The sequence below is a fragment of the Actinophytocola gossypii genome (assembly GCF_025165815.1).
GTDB classification, from domain to species: Bacteria; Actinomycetota; Actinomycetes; order Mycobacteriales; family Pseudonocardiaceae; genus Actinophytocola; species Actinophytocola gossypii.
This window is the reverse complement of record NZ_JAFFZE010000004.1, coordinates 52,396-70,362: the sequence shown is the minus strand read 5'-3', so window position 1 is coordinate 70,362 and position 17,967 is coordinate 52,396. Positions and strand designations below refer to the sequence as shown.

Sequence of the window (17,967 nt, the reverse complement as noted above, 5' to 3'; positions counted from 1 at the left end):
CGGACGGGTGCTGGTGGACCGTCTTCGGCCTGTGGGCCCGCACACAGTTCTGGCGCAGCGGCGAGGACATCAGGACGGGGGAGTCCGCCACCTGACCGACGTTCACCAGCGGTAGCGCCGACGTTCACCGTCCCGCTCGCGCCGGTTCACAGTGGACAACTTGTCTGTGGAGGCCCTTGTCTCCGGGTCGCGACGCGACCGACTACCTCCTGGATGGTCATGCCCACCCGTTCCGACCGTCTCGTCCGTCCGTTAGTCACGGTTCTGGCCGTACTCGGGCTCATCGTCGTCGGCGTCACCCCGACCGCCTCGGCCGCCGAACTGGAGCTGGACGGGTCCGGCAGCAACCGCGACCCGTACCGGATCGCCACCCGCGACGACCTGCTCGCGGCCGCGACCGCGATCAACGAGGACCCGGGGTCGTACGCCTCGGCGAGCTACGTGCTGACCGCCGACATCGACTTCGGCGGCGCCGAGTTCCCCGGTATCAACACGCTCACCGGAACCCTCGACGGCGCGGGCCACACGATCAGCGACATCGTCTACGGCACCCATCCGGACGACGGGCAGACCAACCGGAACACCCGCGCCCTGGTGCGCGACCTGACCGACGGCACCATCCGCGACCTCGTCGTCGAACGGCCGGTCGCCGACAACGGCGACGACGCGGGCTTCGTGTCCGGGCTGGTCGTCTACGGCGTGAACGCGACGATCACCGGCACCAGCGTCCTCGACGCCGACCTCACCGCGGCGGGCGCGGAGAAGGCGGGCGGGCTGCTCGCCGAGCTGAACGGCGGCACCGTGACCGACAACCGGGTGACCGGCGACATCACGGCCAACGAGATGCCCGGCGGCCTCGCCGCCTACGCGAAGGGCGACACCCTCTTCGCCAACAACCTCGTCGCCGTCGACCTCACCATGCGCACCGGTGGCGGCGCGGACGGCACCAAGGGCAACAACGCCGGGTTCGTCGTCGCCTACCCCGGCACCCCGAACAGCGGCACGTTCACCGGCAACGTCGCCCTCTCCGGGTCGATCACCGGGGAGGGCCGCGTCGACGGGTTCCTCGGCCGCATCGTCGGCTACACCGCCTACGGGGGCTGGACCGCCGAGAACAACCTCGCGAACGCCGCGATCACCGTCGGCGGCGCCACCGTCACCGGCCCCGGCGTCCGCAACCAGCACGGCACGGACGTCACCGCCGCGAAGCTCGCCCAGCAGGCCACCTACGAGGCCCTCGGCTTCGACTTCCGCAACGAGTGGCAGTGGGACGACACGCTCGGGCACCCGGTGCCCAGCGACGCCTACAGCCTGTTCGGCGCCGGCACGCCCGAGGTGCCCTACGAACTCGGCAGCGAGGCGGACCTGGAGTTCCTCGCGACCGAGCTCAACACGGGCAACCCGAAGTACACCGGCGACCGCTCCTACCGGCTGACCACCGACCTCGACTTCACCGGCCGGGAGCCGTTCGGAGGCATCGACCTGTTCGAGGGCGAGTTGGACGGCGCCGGCCACACGATCACCGGGCTCAGCTACGCGCCGAGCACCGCGGGCGCCGAGCACGCCGACCGGCTCGGCCTGATCCGCACGGCGAACGGCGCCGCGATCCGCGACCTGACGCTCGCCGGCGTCACCGCCGACGCGGGGGAGGGCACCGGCTTCGTCGCCGCCGTCGCGGTCGTCCTCCGGGACAGCACCGTCGAGGGCGTGAGCGTCGTCGACGCCCGGCTCACCGCGCGGGCCGCGGAGAAGGTCGCCGGCATCACCGCGGAGGCGCACGGTGCCAGCACGATCCGCAACAACTGGGTCGACGGGTCGATGAGCGCCGACAAGATGCCGGCGGGTGTCGTGGCGTACGCGACGGGCACGACCGAGGTCACCGAGAACCTCGTCGCCGCCGAGCTCTCCGTCGACCAGCCCGGCGGGGTGCGCGGGGTGAACGCCGCCCTCGTGGTCGCGTATCCGGGCAACGGCAACGAGATCGTCGTGGAACGCAACGTGGCCTTCGCGGGTGGCATCGCCTACGAGGGCGAGACCGCGAACTTCGCCGGCCGGATCCTCGGCTACGTCGGCGGGGACCCCTACCGGGTCGCCTCGCTGGCCGACAACCTCGCCCTCGACACCATCCGGGTCGGCGGCGCGACGGTCACCGGTCGGGCGGACGACCAGAACGGCGCGGACACGACCGCCGCCGCACTCGGCGAGCAGGCCACCTACGAGGGCGTCGACTGGGACTTCGGCTCGGACTGGACGTTCGACGCCGCCCTCGGGCACCCGGTGCCGAAGTTCGTCACCGACGACCAGGCGCCGAACCGGATCGCGACCACGTTCCACGGCGACAGCAAGACCCGGCGCGGCTTCAGCTGGTACTCCTCGGTCGATGGCGACGCGGTCGTGCGGGTGAGCGCGGACCGCGAGTTTCCGGACGGCGAGACGCTGGAGTTCCCGGCCGAGGCGTCGCGCAGCCGCTCGGGTGAGCAGCTGCTCAAGGCGGTCGCGACCGGACTCGACCCGGAGACGCGGTACTACTACCGGCTCGGCAGCCCGGACGCGCAGATCTGGAGCCCGACCGGCACCTTCCAGACCAGCGACGGCGAGGACGACTTCACCTTCGTCGACCTGACCGACACCCAGTCGCAGAACGAGGACGAGGCGGGGCTGTCCGCCGCGACCATGGCCAAGTCGCTGGAGTACGTGCCCGGCGCCGAGTTCATCCTGCACGGCGGCGACCTCGTCGAGCGCGGTGGTGTCGAGCAGGACTGGGTCGACATCATGACCGCGGCGGAGGAGACGCTGCTGTCGACGACCTTCGCGCCGACCGCCGGCAACCACGACGAGGCGCAGGACGCGTTCGTCGACCACTTCTCGCTCGCCACCCCGAACAGGCAGGACACCGCCCACGGGGCGTACTACTCGTTCGACTACAACGACGCCCACTTCGCGGTGCTGAACACCAACGAGGACCCGGACCAGGCGGTGTCCGACGCGCAGCTGGACTGGCTGCGAACCGACGTCCGCCAGGCCAGGAAGAACGGCGCCGACTGGATCATCCTCAGCATGCACAAGGGCGCCTACACCACGGCGACCCACCTCGACGACCGCGAGATCATCGCCATGCGCGACGTGCTCGTGCCGCTCGTCGACGAGCTGGACATCGACCTCGTGCTGCAGGGCCACGACCACGTGATCAGCCGCACCAAGGCCCTGGTCTCCGACCCGAACGGCGTCGAGGGCGCACGGCCGGCGGAGACCGAGGTGATCACCGAGATCGTCAACGGCAAGCGGATCGAGTACTCCGTCGACCCCGACGGCACGATCTTCTTCCTGCCCAACACCGCCGGGGCCAAGCACTACCGGCAGGCGACCGAGGTCGGCGGCGGGATCGACCTCGAGGCCTATCTCAATCTGTTCGAGCGCACCGGCGAGCGGGCCACCGAGAACTTCGCCGCCGTCTCGGTCACCGACGGCCGCCTGACCGTCGACCTCTACGACATCCGCGACGAGGGATCTCCGCGCGTGTTCGAGAGCTTCGGCATCGACCGGCAGATCTCGCCGGTCGTCGCCAGGATCGACGCGCTGCCCTCGGTCGAGCAGGTGACCCGAGGGGACGCCGAACGGGTCGCCCGCGCCCGTGCCGACGTCGACTCGTTGACCGAGGCGCAGCGCACCGCGGTCTCGAACCTGGCCAAGCTCACCGCGCTCGAACACCGCCTGCGCGAGCTCGGCGGCCTGGTGACCACCGACGGCTCGGCGATCGCCTGGGCCGACGCCGAGGCCGAGTTCCGGCAGCCGATCACGGTGAACAACGACACCCGCGGCGACCTCACCGACACCCCGGTCCGCGTCACGCTCGACGCGACCCCCGACGTCGCCGCCGACCAGCTCACCGTCGCCGGTGAGAACGGCGCCCCGCTGTCCCACGAGGTGGAGACCTGGCGACCCGGCGGCACGTCCGTCCTCTGGGTGAAGCTGCCCGCGCTCCCGGCGCGGTCGGCGACCACCGTCTGGGCGTACTTCGGCGGCGGCGACGACACCAACGACCCGGCCGACGTGTGGAGCGACGGGTACGCGCTCGTCGAGCACCTCGACACGGCGAGCGAGGGCGGCGACCGCGTCCCGGACTCGACGGGCCGGCACACCGGAACGGTGATCGGCGGTCGGCTGGAGACCACGACGACCGGCGCGGGCACCACCGGATCGGTGTTCGGCGACGCGCGGATCCAGTACCCCGGCGACGTCGGCGGCGACCACGACCGGTTCACCGTCAGCACCCTCTACAGCCTCACCGAGGACCAGCTCGCCGCGCTGACCGGCAACAGCCCGATGGTGGCGAAGGAGAACGCCGACGGCACCGGCCGGACGACGTTCTGGCAGGGCGTCGTGCCCGAGACGAAGCAGCTCGGCAACCGCCTGGCCGGCAACAGCTTCGAGTTCAGCCCGTTCGACGTCGGGCCGCGCGCCGAGCTGCCGGCCCCGGGGAAGCAGCACCTGGTCACCCAGACCTACGACGGGATGACCTACTCGGTGTTCGTCGACGGCCAGGAGGTGCACAGCCAGTTCCTGGAGTACCGCACCACCTACTCCGACCCGGACGTGCCGACGACCATCGGCGACTACGCGACCGCCGACGGCAGCCTCGCGGCACCGTTCTCCGGCTCGATCGACGAGGTGCAGATCTCGGGGAAGGCGTTCACCCCCGACTTCGAGAAGTTCCGCTACGACAACCTCTTCGGCGACGCGGTGCGCGTCGGCGCGCTGGCCGACCGGGCCGAGGACCCCGTGTCGCTGGTCATCGGCACCCCGACCGCCGGCACCGAGCTCGACGCCGGTCTCGTGCCGGTCACCGGCACGGTGAGCGAGCGCTCCACCCTGGTGGCGACGGTCGCGGGCGAGGAGGTGTTCGGCACGAGCGTCGCCGCGGGCGCGTTCTCCGTCGAGGTGCCGGTCAACGCCCTCGGCGAGCGGACGGTGGCGTTCACCGCGACCGCCGAGGACGGCGGCACGGCCTCGGCCGAGACGCGCCTGACCGTCACCGACACCTCCGCTCCCGCGCAACCCGAGCTGAGCGACGACGCCGACAGCGCCGCGGGCGGCGACGTGACCCTGACCGCGACCCCGCGGACCGGCGATCGCGAGGTGGTCGACGCGACGTTCCACGCCCACGAACTCCTCACGCTGGACGAGTCGAACACGGTCGTGCGCACCGGATCGACGACCGACCGCACGCCGGAGGCACTCACGCCGACCAGCGGCGAGACCACCGGTGACCTGTCGCCGACGACCGTCGGCGACGACGAGAACCCGTTCCAGATCTACGCGGTCTCGCTCACCGGCCGGCAGGCCGAGGCGAAGTCGTTCCACGTCACCTGGCGCGGTACCGGCGACACCCGCACGGTGTCGGCCTGGGTCTACGACCACGGCGCCGGCCGGTGGCTGCTGAAGGACTCCGGGTCGAACGCCGAGGGCGGCGAGGTGACCCTCGACGTGACCGCGCGGGCCGACGAACACGCGGTGGAGCAGCGCAGGATGCACATCCTCGTCTGGCGCGGCCTCACCGAGATGCCGACCGGCGACGACCACGACTTCACCGCGCTGCCGGACGCGGGCGACTACGACTGGGCGTTCGACCACGTGCCGGACACCCAGCTGTACGCGCAGGCGACGCCCGAGCTGATGGTCGACCAGTTCGAGTACGTCGCCGACGTCGCGAAGAAGCGCAAGACCGAGATCGTCGTGCAGGCAGGCGACCTGGTGAACCGGCCATACCTGTCCCAGGAGTACCAGTTCGCGAACGCCGAGCCGGCGGTCCGGGCCTGGGAGGACGCGGAGATCCCGTACCTGATCTCCTGGGGCAACCACGACTACGACGACGCCAGGAACAACCGCGTGCTGCTGCCGGAGTACTACCCGATGGAGCGGTTGGCCGCGAGCCTCGATGGCAGCCCGTTCACCTTCGGCGGCAGCCACGACATCGACAACTACTTCTACGAGGGCGAGGTGCACGGCGCGAAGCTGCTGTTCCTCACCGTCGGGTACTTCTCGATCGACAACGGCGACGAGCCGGCGATCGCGTGGGCCAAGGACGTCATCGAGTCCCACCCGGACTCGACGGTCATCCTGGCCATCCACAACTCGGTGAACCTCGGCGCGAACAACTGGTCGAACCCGCACGTGCTCGACCAGCTCGTCAAGCCGTACGGCAACGTCGTGCTGACGCTCGGCGGCCACGTCACCGGAACCGGCGTGGCGGCGACGGAGAACGCGCCCGGCGGCACCTCCTACGGGGTCCTCACCGACTACCAGGGCCGCGTCTACGGCGGGCAGGAGTTCCTCAAGCACGTCAGCGTCGACGCCGAGAACGGGCTGATGTACTTCAACACCTACTCGCCGCTGCTCGACGCGACCTCCTCGGACGGGCCGTGGCACCACGACCTCGCTCCGGGTGCGGTGCCCGGCCTGCACGGCCACGACACCGAGAACTACGTGCTCGAGCTCGACCTCGGCGGCCGCACCACGCGGACGCTCACCACCAGCTCGTTCACCGTCGCCGCCGGCACGCCAACGCAGGTCGGCGACACTCGGCGGACGACTGGCGACGACCCGGTGAGCGTGACGATGACCCGCGTGTCGCCGGGGGTCGCGTACGAGTGGTACGTCGTGCTCGAGGACGCGGCGGGCAACGTGACCCGCAGCGCTCCGAAGGTCTTCTCCGTCGAGGTCCCGGCGGTGCCCGGCGCACCCACCGACGTCGTCGGTCGGGTGGACGGGCAGACGGTGACGGTCACCTGGTCCGCGCCGGAGACGGGCGGCCGGGTCGAACGGTACGAGGTGGTGCTGCGCGACAGCGCCGGACGCCGGGCGGCCTCGACCACGGTCGGCCCCGACCGGCTCTCGGCGGTGTTCGAGGACGTCCGCCCCCGCCGGTACCGGGCCTTCGTCCGCGCCGAGGGCGGCGGCGAGTGGTCGGAGTGGTCGGAGCCGTCGGCGCCATTCGTGGTTACCGGCCGACCGGGCCCCGGCCGTCCTGGCGCCCCGGGCAACCGCGGCGGCGGTTGAGCCACCGGGCGTGTCAACCCCCTCCGGGTCTCGCCGCGACGCGATGCTGTGCCGGAGCGATCCGGAGGGGTGACCGATGGCCATGACGACCGAACTGCCGTTGTTGCTGGTGCTGGACCTGGTCGGCACCTTCGCCTTCGGGCTGAACGGTGCGCTGACCGCGGTGCGGGCCGCCCAGCTCGACATCGTCGGGGTGGTCACGCTCGGGGTGATCACCGCGATGGGTGGGGGGATCATCCGCGACGTGCTGGTCGGCGACGTGCCGCCGGCCACCTTCCGGGACTGGCGGTATCTGGCGCTGGCCGTGGCGGGTGGGCTGGTGGCGTTCGCGCTCAGCCAGTGGCTGGACCGGCTGGAGACACCGATCAACGTGCTGGACGCGATCGGGTTGAGCGTGTTCGCGGTGATCGGGGCCAGCAAGGCCGTCGCGTTCGGGCTCGGGGTGGGTCCGGCGATCATCCTGGGCGCCGTGACCGGGGTGGGCGGGGGGACGATCCGGGACACCCTGGTCCGGCAGGTTCCGACCGTGTTGCGCAGCGACCTGTACGCGATCCCGGCCCTGGTCGCCGCGGCGCTCACGGTCGCCGCCATCCACCTGGGGATCTACGGGCTGCCGGCGGCGCTGGTCGCGGCCGCGATCTGCTTCGCGATCCGGATGCTCGGTGTCGTCCTCAAGCTGAACGCGCCGCGCCCGCCCGGCGACCGCGGCCTGCCGGGCGAGCGGTGACCCGACGCGCGATCAGAGCAGGTAGAGCCAGTACTTCTGGCTCGCCGGGCCGGCGTGCGGGCCGGTGCAGTCGTACCGGGTCGCCTTGCCGGACAGCACGTACTGGAAGCCCGCGGTCGAGCACGCGGACTCGGTGGCGTACTTGGCGTACGGGTCCTGCGCGGACGCCGTGCCCGCCCCGGCCAGCAGCATGCCGAGCGCGGCCGACGCGACCGCACCCGTGGTCAGAACTCGCTTCACTGTGGTTTCCCTCCGGTCGATATCGATGATCATCATGCCACGCGGAGGGGATCAGCTCGGGTTGGTGATGGAGGCCCGGAACCGGTAGCGGTCCCCCCGGTAGACCTGGACGGTCAGCTCGATCGGCCGGTCCTCCTGGTTGAACGTCAGCTGGGTCGCGACGAGCATCGGCATCGTGTCGCCGGTCTCGAGCAGCTCCATCTCCCTCGGCGTCGGGTGGCGGGCCTCGACCGAGTAGTCGGCGACCCTGGGCAGCTGCGGCGGGTCCGCCGCACGCAGGGTCGCGTACAGCGAGGCGGCGTTGAAGTCGGTGTCGGCCAGGGCCGGGCAGACCGTCAGCGGCAGCCGGTTGTGCTCGAGCACGACCACCAGGTCGTCGAGGAACCGCAGCCGGTGCAGGTCGAACAGGTCGGCGCCGGGGGCGACGCGGAGGTGTTCGGACTCGGGCACCGTCGCCGGGCGAACTGTCGCGGAGAGCACGCGGCTGCTCGCCGTCAACCCGTTGACCTGGGCGTAGTCGGCGAAGCCCTGGACCTGGGGGGTCGCGGCGGGTGCCACCGGCGGTTCGGCGGTCTGGTCGAGCTCGACGACGAACCACCCGCGCGACGACGTCGGCCGCACGAAACCACGCGCCTCCAGCTCGGCGAGGGCGGCCCGCAGCGTCACCCGGGACACCCCGTACCGGGTCGCCAGCGCCCGCTCGGACGGCAGCCGGTCGCCGGCCCGGGCCGAGGTGGCGCGCAGGTCGTCGAGCAGCTGCGCGGCGGTGCGCTCGTACAGCGGAAGCGCGTCGTCGGCGAACAGGCCACGGGGGAGCGGCGTCCTCGCAACGGTCATACCAGAACCATACCGGTTGTCCGTTCGGTCACTCACGGAGAACCAGGTCATACCGGATGTGGCCCATTGACAAGCCACTTTCATACCGCTTACGTTCGCCGAGTAGACCATCCCGCAGTGCGGCGAGGAGGAACGCGATCTCCATGGAGCAGATCCTGGGCTACTCACCCGGCGAGTTCGACAGCCGAGGAGCGGGCTGGACCGCCCGCGAGATCGCCCAACAGCCCGCCCTCTGGCGCGAGGTCGCGAAGACGGCCTCGACCCTCGCCGAGGACCACGCCGCCTTCCTCCGCCCGCTGCTCGACCGCCGCGACCTGCGGATCGTGCTCGCCGGCGCCGGCACGTCCGCGTACGCCGGCGAGGTGGTGGCGCCGGCCCTGCGCCGCCGGCTCGGCCACCGCGTCGAGCCCGTCGCCAGCACGGACCTGGTCGCCGACCCGCACGGCTGCTTCGGCGACGACGTGCCGACGCTGCTGGTCTCGCTCTCCCGCTCGGGGGACAGCCCGGAGGCGATCGCCGCCACCCGGCTCGCGGACCAGGTGCTGACCGAGTGCCACCACCTCGTCGTCACCTGCAACCCCGATGGCCAGCTGGCCCGGGAGCACGCGGACGCGCCGTCCTCGCTGGTGCTCCTGATGCCCGCCGCCGCCAACGACCAGGGCTTCGCGATGACGTCGAGCTTCACGAGCATGGCGCTCGCCATCCAGCTCGTGCTCACCGGCGGCACGGCCGACGAGACCGTCCACCAGCTCGCCACCGCCGCCGAGCGCGCGCTGCCCGGCATCGCCGACCGGGCACGGTCGCTGGTCACGGCGGGCTACGAGCGCTTCGTCTACCTCGGCAGCGGCCCGCTGCGGAGCCTCGCCCGCGAGTCGGCGCTCAAGCTGCTCGAGCTGACCGCGGGCCAGGTGCAGACGCACGCCGAGTCGTCCCTCGGCTTCCGGCACGGGCCCAAGGCCGTGCTGAACGACCGCACGCTCGCCGTGGTCTACGTCTCCAGCGACCCCTACACCCGGCGCTACGACCTCGACCTGGTCGACGAGCTGCGCCGCGCGGCCGCGCCGGCCGAGGTCGTCGCACTGTCCGCTGTGGACGGTTCGTCGCTCTGGCACCTGCCAGGGCTCGACGGGTTGGACGACGCGACGTCGGCGCTCTGTTACGCCCTCTTCCCGCAGACGATCGCGCTGCACGCCTCCCTCCACCTCGGACACACGCCGGACAACCCGTTCCCCGCGCAGGAGGTGAACCGTGTGGTGCGAGGCGTCACCATCCATCCACTCGACTGAGCCGGCCGACCTCGTGTCCGCGGGAGGGGAGTGACCATGTTCCTCGGAGTCGACGGGGGCGGCACGAAGACCGCCTTCTGCCTCGTGACCGAGGGCGGGGAGGTGGCCGCGCAGGTACGGGGTCCGTCCACCGACTACTTCTCGGTCGGCATCGACCTCGTCGGCCGCGTCCTCCGCGACGGCGTCGCGGCACTGTGCGCCGAGGCCGGCACGACGCCCGACGGCGTCCGGCACGCCTTCTTCGGGCTGCCAACCTACGGCGAGGCCAGCGGCGACATCCCCACCCTCCAGACGGCCGCCCGCGACGCCCTCGGCCACGACCGCTACACCTGCGGCAACGACATGGTCTGCGGCTGGGCCGGCTCGCTCGGTGGCGCCGACGGGATCAACGTCGTCAGCGGCACCGGGTCCATCGCCTACGGCGAGCACGACGGCCGCACCGCCCGCGTCGGCGGCTGGGGAGAGCTGTTCGGCGACGAGGGCTCCGCCTACTGGATCGGGATCCGCGGGCTCGCCCGCTTCTCGAAGATGAGCGACGGACGCCTCGCCCCCGGCCCGCTGCACACCCTGGTCCGCGAGCACCTCGACCTGCACGACGACCTCGACCTGGTCGACGTGGTGCTCAACCGCTGGCAGGGCGACCGCAGCCGGATCGCCGCGCTCAGCCGGGTGGTCGTCGCCGCGGCCGATCAGGGCGACCGGCACGCCGGCGAGATCCTCGCCGAGGCCGCGCGGGAACTGGTCGACACGGTGGACACCGCCCGTGTGCGGCTCGGCTTCCCCGATGACCGGCCGGTGCCGGTCTCCCACTCCGGCGGCGTGTTCACCGCCGGATCGTCCATCGTGGACACCTTCCACAAGGAACTCGAAGGGCGGCACGCCGCGTACGAACCGCGCGACCCGCTCCACCCACCCCACATCGGCGCCGCGATCTACGCCGCGAAGCTGAGCGCCGAACCGCTCGGCGACACCGCGCTGCTGCGCCTGCGATCCGCACCCAGCCCGTCGTTGGGAGAAGACGATGAAGAACAGTAGAAGCTGGATAGTCTATGCCGGCCTGTTGGTGGCCTTCTGGGGCACGTGGGGCGCGCTGTCCAGCCTGCCGACCTCCGAGTACGGCTACCCGGACGAGATGGTCTACATCATCTGGGCACTGACCATGCTCATCCCCGCCTACTTCGGTCTCCGTGGCGTCACCTTCGACCGCCGGCCCATCGCCGCCTTCTACGGGCTGATCGTCGGACTGACCGGGGCGGGCGGCCAACTGGCCCTCTTCCAGGCGCTCACCATCGGCCCCGCCTACCTGATCTTCCCGATCATCGCGCTGTCCCCGGCCGTCACCGCGTTGATGGCCATCGCCATGCTCCGCGAGCGACTCACGACGCTGTCGGTGATCGGGCTGCTCGCCGCGCTGGCGGCACTCGTGCTGTTCAACGTCTCGGACGTGAGCGGCGACGTCTCCACCGGCCCCTGGCTGCTGCTGGCGATCGGCATCCTCGTCGCCTGGGGCGTCCAGGCCTACTACATGAAGAAGGCCGCCACGGTCGGCGTCAACGACGGGACGACCTTCGCCTACATGACCATCAGCGGACTGCTGCTGATCCCGGTGGCGCTCCTGATGATGGGCGGGTTCCCCGGCGGCTTCCCCTGGCAGGCGCCCGCGCTCACCGCCGGGACGCAGGTGCTGAACGCGATCGGCGCGCTGTTCCTGGTCATGGCACTGAGCCGGGGCAAGGCGACGATCGTCGCGCCGACGACGAACGCACTGGCCCCGGTGCTCACCGTCGTTCTCTCCCTGGCCATCTACCAGACCCTGCCGTCGATCTACGCCGCGATCGGCATCGTGCTCGCGATCGGCGGCTCGACCCTGATGATCTACAGCGACGAGCGGAAGGGCGCGGACGAACTGGCGGACGTGCCCGGCGAGACGTATCCGGCGACAACGAAGGGAGCCTGACATGGCCGACTTGAACCGGCGAACCGTACTGAAGGTGGCGCTCGGCGGAGCCGGCCTGGCCGCTTTTCCGGCCCTGACCGGCGCCGGGGCAGCGGCCGCGACCCCGGATCACGAGCCCGACCTCGTCGGCGTCGGCGACACCTCCATCACCCTGGAGTTCGACGACCAGCTGCGCAGCCGGGTCGCCCTGGAGGGCACGGCCGTCACGCGCTTCGACGCGAGCGAGGCCCTGTTACTCGGCGACACCACGATCGACGCGTTCAGCTACCGCGGCCACCGGACCCACCGGACCTGGCACCCCCGGCACGGCGCCGCGGTCCGGGTGACGATCCGGGGCGACTCCGCCGACCGCGTGCGCAAGACCGTCGAGCTGACCTCGTACCGGCGCCTGCCCGGCATGATCGTGATGACGGTGACCTACACCAACCTGTCCGGCGACGAGCTGAACGTGACCGGCTGGCGCAACGGCGCACACGAGCTGCTGGAACGGCAGGGCGGCTTCTACACCTTCTCCGGCACCACCCACGAGGACCGCCGCGACTGGGTGCAGCCGGTGACCGACGACTTCGCCCAGGAGAACTCGCTGGGCATGGTGTCCTCCGACTACGGCGGCGGCACTCCGCTGGCGACCGTCTGGCGCCGGGGCGCCGGCCTGTCCGTCGGGCACGTCGAACCGGTGGCGCGGATCCTGCGGATGCCCGTGCGCCGGACGGCCGCCGGCGCCAGCATCGCCGTCGAGGGCGACACCCGTCTTACGCTGCGCCCGGGCCGGCGGCTCACCACCGACACCACATTCCTCACGGCCGGCCATCGGGACCACTTCGTGCCGCTCCAGCGTTATCGGCAGTACATGGCCGACATCGACCAGCGCGCCCCCGAGTCCCCGAGGTCCGCGGTGGCCCCGATCTGGTGCGCCTGGGGCTACGAACGCGACTTCACCGTCGAGCAGGTCGTCGGCACGCTGCCCAAGGTGCGTGCGGTCGGCCTCGAATGGGCCGTGCTCGACGACGGCTGGCAGACCAACGAGGGCGACTGGGACATCAACGAGGAGAAGTTCCCGCGCGGCGAGCAGGACATGCGGGCCTTCACCAAGCAGATCCGGGACGCCGGTCTGCGTCCGCGGCTGTGGTGGGCACCGCTGGCGGCCGATCCGCACAGCGACCTGTACCGGGAGCGCCCGGACATGCTGCTGCTGGACAGCGAGGGCGAGAAGCAGAAGGTGACCTGGTGGGACGCCTGGACCCTGTGCCCGGCGTACCAGCCCACGATCGACCACTTCGTCCGGCAGGCCAGGACGTTCATCCGCGACTGGGGCTACGAAGGCCTCAAGATCGACGGCCAGCACCTCAACGCCGTCGTGCCCTGCCACAACCCCGCGCACGGTCACGCCCGGCCGGAGGAGTCGACCGAGGGCGTGGCCCGGTTCTGGAAGCTGGTGTACGAGGCCGTGCACGAGGCGGACCGGAACGCCGTCGTCGAGTTGTGTCCGTGCGGTACGGCGTTCGCCTTCCACAACCTGCCCTATGTCGACCAGTACCCGTCCTCGGATCCGCTGTCGTCGTACCAGGTCCGCACCAAGGGCAAGACGATGAAGGCGCTGATGGGTGCGGGCAGCAGCTACTCCGGCGACCACGTCGAGCTGAGCGACGGGGGAGACGACTTCGCGTCCAGCTACGGCGTCGGAGCGGTGCTGTCGACCAAGTTCACCTACCCGGCGGCGTCACCGGACGACCCGTACGTGCTCACCCCGGAGAAGGAGGTGCGCTGGCGCAAGTGGGTGGACCTGTACCGGAAGAACATGCTGTCCACCGGCGAGTACCGGGGCGAGCTGTACGACATCGGCTTCGACAAGCCCGAAGCCCACGTCGTGGCCAAGGACCGCGCCCTGCACTACGCGTTCTACGCCGACCAGTGGGACGGCGAGGTCGAACTGCGCGGTCTTGGCCGGGGCAGGTACCGCCTGACCGACCCGTTCACCGACGCCTCGCTCGGCACCGTCGACGCCCGGCACAACACCGTGAAGCTGACCTTCGAGCGGTTCCAGCTCATCGTGGCCGAACCCGTCGGGTGACCTACCGGACGGTCACAGCAGCTTGTCCCTGGTGAACGGGACGTCGCGTAGTCGGCGGCCCGTGGCGTGGAAGATCGCGTTGCCGATCGCGGCGGGCACCCCGGTTCCCGGGGTCTCGCCGAAGCCGCGGGCGCCGAGCGCGGTGCTGCCCTTGTCCGGCCGGTCCACGAAGAACGACTCCACCGAGGGTGTGTCGGCGGAGACCGGCACCAGGTAGGTGGACAGGTTCGGGTTGACGACCCGGGCCGTGTGCGGGTCCACCATCGTGTGCTCCATCAACGCGAAGCCGATGCCCCAGGTCACGCCGCCGATCACCTGCCCGTGCGCGGTCCGGTGGTTGAGCACCCGGCCCGGGTCGTAGGCGGTGACCACCCGGCTCACCCGCAGGGTCGCGAGTCGCGGATCGAACCGGACCTCGACGAACACCGCGCCGTACGAGTGCCCAGAGCTGTTCAGCCGGCTGCCGGTCACGATGACCGGGCGGCCGTGGCGGGCCAGGGCGCCGCGGTAGCTGTCCCGGCGGCCGCGGTCGCCTCGGGCGAACAGGTACCCGCGTTCGGCCACCACGTCCTCGGCCGGCACCCCGTGCAGCGGGGAGCGCGGGTCGGCGACGGCGAGCGCGATCACGGCCTTCCGGGCGTCCTGCGCCGCCTGGGACACCGGGCCGATCACGCTGGCGACCGTCGCCGACGCGGCGGACAGGGCCGCGTCGGGGTAGGCCGTGTCGCCGAGCAGCGTCGTGACGTGTTCGAGCGGCATGCCGAGCTCGTCGGCGGCGACCTGGGTGATCACCGTGTACGTGCCGGTGCCGATCTCCTGGGTGGCGGCGCGCAGCGTCGCCCGCCCGTCCACGTCGACGGTGAGTTCGACGTTGGACTGGATCGCGGAGAACGTGTGCGTCTCGGTGGCCATGCCCCAGCCGACGCGGACGTTGCCGTCCCGCATGGACCCCGGCCGCGGGTCCCGCCGCGCCCAGCCGAACGCCCTGGCCGCGATCCGGTAGCAGTCCAGCAGGTGCTTGCTGGAGTACGGTTCGCCGGAGTGCGGGTCGGCCGAGGCGTGGTTGCGGATCCGGAGTTCCACCGGATCGACGCCGAGTTCGTGGGCCAGCTCGTCCAGCGCGGTCTCGAGTCCGAAGTGGGCGGTCGTCTCCGGTGAGCGCATGTAGCTCGACGACGGCAGGTCCAGCCGGACCCCCAGCTGTCGCACGTGGACGTTCGGGCAGTCGTACAGGCGGAGCGTGGACTCGCTGGTGTTGTAGACACCGTGGTCGGTGCGGGTCAGCTGGGCCGTGCTGGTGTCGACGATCGCGGTCAGCCTGCCCTCCCGGGTGGCGCCGAGCCGCAGGTTCCTGCGGTACTCGGCGCGGTGGCCGTTCATCGTGTACATCTGCGCGCGGGTCAGCGTGACCCGCACCGGCCGGCCGACCTCCCGCGCGACCGCCGCGTTGAGCAGCGTGTGCGACCAGGTGGGGCCCTTGGCGCCGAAGCCACCGCCGAGGTAGGGGGAGATGATCCGGATGTTCGCCTCCGGCAGGTCGAACGCGATCGACACGACCCGGCGGGTGAAGACGATGCCCTGCGCGCTCTCGTACAGCGTCAGCGAGTTCCCGTCCCAGACCGCGGTGGAGCTGTGCGGCTCGATCGGGTTGTGGTGCATCATCGGGCTGCTGTAGTCCTGCTCGACGCGCACCGCCGCCGCCTCGAGCGCCGCGCCGGCGTCACCCCGGACGAACTCGTTCGGCTCGTCCCGGAACAGCGGCGGCAGGAACGCCTCGTCGAGCGCGTGGGCGAGGTGCGCGGTCGGCCGCTCGGCGCGGTACCGCACCCGCACCAGGTTCGCCGCCTCCCGCGCCTGTTCCGGGGTTTCGGCCACCACGTGGGCGACCGGCTGGCCGCTGTGGTGTACCCGGGTGTCCTGCATCGGCACGAAACCCTTGAGGTACGGGAAGGACGGCACCCGCAGCGGCGGCAGGTCCCGGTGGGTGAGCACCGCGACGACGCCGGGCAGCGCCAGCGCCGCGCTCGTGTCCAGTTCGGTGATCTCCCCGCGCGCCACCGTGCTGAGCACCAGGTGGCCGTGCAGCATTCCGGGGATCTCGTGGTCCGCGGCGTAGCGGGCCGCGCCGGTGACCTTCGCCCGGCCGTCCACCCGCGCCACACCCCGACCGACCAGCCCGGTCATCGCTTGCCTCCCAGCTCGTTGAGGACGCTCGCCAGCGCGCGCTGGACGAGCTCGACCTTGAACCCGTTCTCCGTGCGCGGATCGGCGTCCCGCACCAGAACGCGCCCCGCCTCGCCGATCGCCGCCTCGGTCAGCGGCCGGCCGAGCAGAGCGGCCTCGACCCGGGTGTCCCGCCATGGGCGGGTACCGATGCCACCGAACGCCAGCCGCACGTCCCGCACGACGCGGCCCCTCGTCCGCAGCGCCGCCGCCACCGACACGACGGCGAACTCGAAGGTGGCCCGGTCGCGCAGCTTCAGGTACCGCGAGTCGGCGGCGACCCGGGTGCGCGGCACGTCCACCCGGGTGATCAGCTCGCCCGGACGCGCCGCGGTCTCCCGGTCCGGGGTGGTTCCCGGGAGGAGGTAGAAGTCGGCGATCGGGACCGACCGGGCGCCGTCCGGGCCGAGCAGGCGCACTGTCGCGTCCAGCGCGGTCAGCGCCACCGCGAGGTCCGAGGGATGGGTGGCGATGCAGTGGTCGCCGCCGCCGAGGATCGCGTGACCGCGGTTGCGTCCGGTGACCGCCGGGCAGCCGCTCCCTGGGTCACGCTTGTTGCACGCCGATCCCGGGTCGCGGAAGTACCCGCACCTGGTCCGCTGCGACAGGTTCCCGCCGATCGAGGCCATGTTGCGCACCTGCGGGGACGCCGAGGCGAGCAGCGCCTCGGACAGCACCGGGAACTCGCGCCGCACCCGGGGATGCTCGGCGACGCCGCGCATCCTGGCCAGCGCCCCGATCCGCAACGTCTGCCCGTCGAGGGTGACGTCGTCCAGGTCGAGCCGGTTCAGGTCCACCAGGTGGTCGTGGGTCTCCGCGCCGTCCCGCATCAGGTTCAGCAGGTCCGTCCCGCCCGCCACGAACGTCGAGTTCGCGATGCCGGCGGCGGTGCGCACCGCGTCCGCCGGTGTCCGCGCGACCGTGTAGCCGAAGTTCCTCATCGCCGCCCCTCCTCGGCCGCGTCGGCGACGGCGGCCACGATGTTCTGGTAGGCCGCGCAGCGGCAGAGGTTGCCGCTCATCCACTCGCGGATCTCCGCCTCGGAGCCCGCGTGGCCCTCGTCGATGCAGGCCACGGCGGACATGATCTGGCCGGGGGTGCAGGCACCGCACTGGAACGCGTCGTGCCGGATGAAGGCCTCCTGCACCGGGTGCAGGTCGTCGCCCCTGGTCAGCCCTTCCACGGTGGTGATCTCGGCGCCCTGCCGCATCACGGCCAGGGTCAGGCAGGACTTGATCCGCTCGCCGTCGGCCAGCACCGTGCACGCGCCGCACTCGCCCCGGTCGCAGCCCTTCTTGGTGCCGGTGAGGCCGAGCCGGTCCCGCAGCGCGTCGAGCAGCGTCACCCTCGGTTCGATCGCGATCCGGTGCCGCTCCCCGTTGACCGACAGGGTGACCCGCGTCCGCGCCCCGCCCGTGTGCGCGGTCTCGGCCGAGGCGACGGAGGTGTGGTGGGAGGCGACGACCGTTCCGGCCGCGGCCGCCGCGGTGGACTTCAGGACGGTACGGCGCGTGTGCGCCGAACTCTCGGGTGCTGGTTCGTCTGTCACCGACGTCTCCTGCCGACTGGG

At 71.7% G+C, this 17,967-nt stretch carries 11 protein-coding genes; 6 read left to right on the top strand and 5 right to left on the bottom strand.

Translation table 11 applies throughout. The annotated features are described in order from the left end of the window. Positions 1 to 219 precede the first annotated feature (219 nt). On the top strand, positions 220 to 7,056 hold the full coding sequence (locus JT362_RS01730) for a metallophosphoesterase (RefSeq protein WP_260189193.1): 6,837 nt from the start codon (positions 220 to 222) through the stop codon (positions 7,054 to 7,056). An 82-nt stretch (positions 7,057 to 7,138) separates the two neighbouring features. Next, complete coding sequence (locus JT362_RS01725; RefSeq protein WP_260189192.1) at positions 7,139 to 7,783, top strand: trimeric intracellular cation channel family protein; 645 nt, start codon at positions 7,139 to 7,141, stop codon at positions 7,781 to 7,783. Positions 7,784 to 7,795: 12 nt separating this feature from the next. Here the strand turns inward: JT362_RS01725 and JT362_RS01720 are convergent, their stop codons facing one another. Next, complete coding sequence (locus JT362_RS01720) at positions 7,796 to 8,023, bottom strand: hypothetical protein (RefSeq protein ID WP_260189191.1); 228 nt, start codon at positions 8,021 to 8,023, stop codon at positions 7,796 to 7,798. 51 nt (positions 8,024 to 8,074) lie between these two features. Next, positions 8,075 to 8,860, bottom strand: a complete 786-nt coding sequence (locus JT362_RS01715; RefSeq protein WP_260189190.1) for a GntR family transcriptional regulator — start codon at positions 8,858 to 8,860, stop codon at positions 8,075 to 8,077. A 143-nt stretch (positions 8,861 to 9,003) separates the two neighbouring features. Here JT362_RS01715 and JT362_RS01710 point away from each other — a divergent pair, with 143 nt between their 5' ends. The 4 genes from JT362_RS01710 to JT362_RS01695 are packed head-to-tail and all read left to right on the top strand — an operon-like array spanning position 9,004 to position 14,174. Next, on the top strand, positions 9,004 to 10,146 hold the full coding sequence (locus JT362_RS01710; protein ID WP_260189189.1) for an SIS domain-containing protein: 1,143 nt from the start codon (positions 9,004 to 9,006) through the stop codon (positions 10,144 to 10,146). A gap of 36 nt (positions 10,147 to 10,182) precedes the next feature. Then, positions 10,183 to 11,181 (top strand): N-acetylglucosamine kinase, encoded by a 999-nt coding sequence (locus JT362_RS01705; protein ID WP_260189188.1) that lies wholly within the window; start codon positions 10,183 to 10,185, stop codon positions 11,179 to 11,181. Beyond that, a complete protein-coding gene (locus JT362_RS01700) occupies positions 11,168 to 12,103 on the top strand; it encodes a DMT family transporter (protein WP_260189187.1) in 936 nt (311 codons plus the stop codon). Before JT362_RS01705 ends, JT362_RS01700 begins: the two co-directional genes overlap by 14 nt. 1 nt (position 12,104) lies before the next feature. Further along, complete coding sequence (locus JT362_RS01695; RefSeq protein ID WP_260189186.1) at positions 12,105 to 14,174, top strand: glycoside hydrolase family 36 protein; 2,070 nt, start codon at positions 12,105 to 12,107, stop codon at positions 14,172 to 14,174. 12 nt (positions 14,175 to 14,186) lie between these two features. Here the strand turns inward: JT362_RS01695 and JT362_RS01690 are convergent, their stop codons facing one another. The 3 genes from JT362_RS01690 to JT362_RS01680 are packed head-to-tail and all read right to left on the bottom strand — an operon-like array spanning position 14,187 to position 17,946. Beyond that, positions 14,187 to 16,358, bottom strand: coding sequence for a xanthine dehydrogenase family protein molybdopterin-binding subunit (locus JT362_RS01690; protein ID WP_260189185.1), 2,172 nt, complete (start codon positions 16,356 to 16,358; stop codon positions 14,187 to 14,189). After that, entirely contained in the window at positions 16,355 to 17,338 is a 984-nt protein-coding gene (locus JT362_RS01685) for an FAD binding domain-containing protein (protein WP_260189184.1), read from the bottom strand. Before JT362_RS01685 ends, JT362_RS01690 begins: the two co-directional genes overlap by 4 nt. After that, positions 17,335 to 17,946, bottom strand: coding sequence for a (2Fe-2S)-binding protein (locus JT362_RS01680; protein ID WP_311202653.1), 612 nt, complete (start codon positions 17,944 to 17,946; stop codon positions 17,335 to 17,337). Before JT362_RS01680 ends, JT362_RS01685 begins: the two co-directional genes overlap by 4 nt. Positions 17,947 to 17,967: the final 21 nt, after the last annotated feature.

Excerpts from the sequence above, each read along its gene's own strand:
- JT362_RS01730 (WP_260189193.1), top strand. The coding sequence starts at position 220 with ATGCCCACCCGTTCCGACCGTCTCGTCCGTCCGTTAGTCACGGTTCTG.
- JT362_RS01725 (WP_260189192.1), top strand. The coding sequence starts at position 7,139 with ATGACGACCGAACTGCCGTTGTTGCTGGTGCTGGACCTGGTCGGCACC.
- JT362_RS01715 (WP_260189190.1), bottom strand. The coding sequence starts at position 8,860 with ATGACCGTTGCGAGGACGCCGCTCCCCCGTGGCCTGTTCGCCGACGAC.
- JT362_RS01710 (WP_260189189.1), top strand. The coding sequence starts at position 9,004 with ATGGAGCAGATCCTGGGCTACTCACCCGGCGAGTTCGACAGCCGAGGA.
- JT362_RS01705 (WP_260189188.1), top strand. The coding sequence starts at position 10,183 with ATGTTCCTCGGAGTCGACGGGGGCGGCACGAAGACCGCCTTCTGCCTC.
- JT362_RS01700 (WP_260189187.1), top strand. The coding sequence starts at position 11,168 with ATGAAGAACAGTAGAAGCTGGATAGTCTATGCCGGCCTGTTGGTGGCC.
- JT362_RS01695 (WP_260189186.1), top strand. The coding sequence starts at position 12,105 with ATGGCCGACTTGAACCGGCGAACCGTACTGAAGGTGGCGCTCGGCGGA.
- JT362_RS01690 (WP_260189185.1), bottom strand. The coding sequence starts at position 16,358 with ATGACCGGGCTGGTCGGTCGGGGTGTGGCGCGGGTGGACGGCCGGGCG.
- JT362_RS01685 (WP_260189184.1), bottom strand. The coding sequence starts at position 17,338 with ATGAGGAACTTCGGCTACACGGTCGCGCGGACACCGGCGGACGCGGTG.